Genomic DNA, 978 nt, shown 5'->3' with positions numbered 1-978 from the left:
GTTATGAGAAAATTCAAGAAGAATCAATAAAAGAAAAGCTACTTTATTTGAATGTTCGACCTGATGAGTTGGAGTATCTTAATGGGCAAGCTAGGCGATGTGGCATAGACGTTGCTCGAAGAATTGCTAGTAATGAAGCCGATAGGAATTCAACTAAAAAAAGACAATCGCATGTAACCCAAAAACCAACGCTGACTAGAAAGAAGCCAGTTAAATTTAATCTAGGATTTAAGCTAGACCAAGAGCTTAAACCTAGGAAAGAAAAAAAAGGGCCTAAATTTAAGCTAGGTTTCAAACTAGGCGATGAAACCAAAGAGCCAAAAGTTATGCAGCCAGATAAGCTTAGGAATGAAAAAATTGAATCCAAAGATAGCACTACAACTAATAGCAATAAAATCGAAAAGAAGGAAGCTAAATACAAATTACCAATTAATAAGCACCTCGACGAATGATAACACCATGCAAGATTTAAAGGGCTTTTGATAAGGATTAAGGGGGTTCACATCTATACCAAGGAAACTGCCGCTCCGCATCGCCATATGATCTGTAATAGCTCAGGCTTGATCAACATAACCCAAATCATATATAGACAAAATATTAGAAAGAAATTCTCCAAGTGGATATATAAGGCTCTCTATGTAATTCAACCATACATATAAGCTTGATTTTAAGATACTTGTATTGCTAAGTTCACCTATAAAAATGTTACTCCCATTTATTAAATTACCTATAAAAGGTATCGTAAAAAATATGGCAAATAGGGTTATACTAGAATGGTTTGCATATCGAATCGGTACTAAATTTCTAGTAAATAACATAAAATTCAAAATCAAAAATAAGGATGATAAAAACAGAGATAATGGAGGTATTAACATGGATTTTGTTATTCTAGATTGATTTTCGATTCCTGCATTCAATTCATCTAGTTCACTCTTCACAATTGAGCGCAAACTTTCTTCATTCTTTGCAAAAAAGCTT

Annotated in this window: 2 protein-coding genes; one reads left to right on the top strand and one right to left on the bottom strand. The window is 33.3% G+C overall.

The window, feature by feature from the left end; genetic code table 11:
- Nucleotides 1–452, top strand: a 452-nt coding sequence (locus tag A3761_RS26555; RefSeq protein WP_197472706.1) for a hypothetical protein, incomplete at its 5' end; no start/stop codon positions are given.
- A 102-nt stretch (nt 453–554) separates the two neighbouring features.
- Here A3761_RS26555 and A3761_RS28335 read toward each other — a convergent pair.
- Nucleotides 555–978: hypothetical protein (locus A3761_RS28335; RefSeq protein WP_231881106.1), on the bottom strand; the 424-nt coding region annotated here is incomplete at its 5' end.

This window comes from Oleiphilus sp. HI0123 (assembly GCF_001635315.1).
Note: the sequence above shows the minus strand (reverse complement) of the source record. Positions and strands in the feature narration are given on the sequence as shown.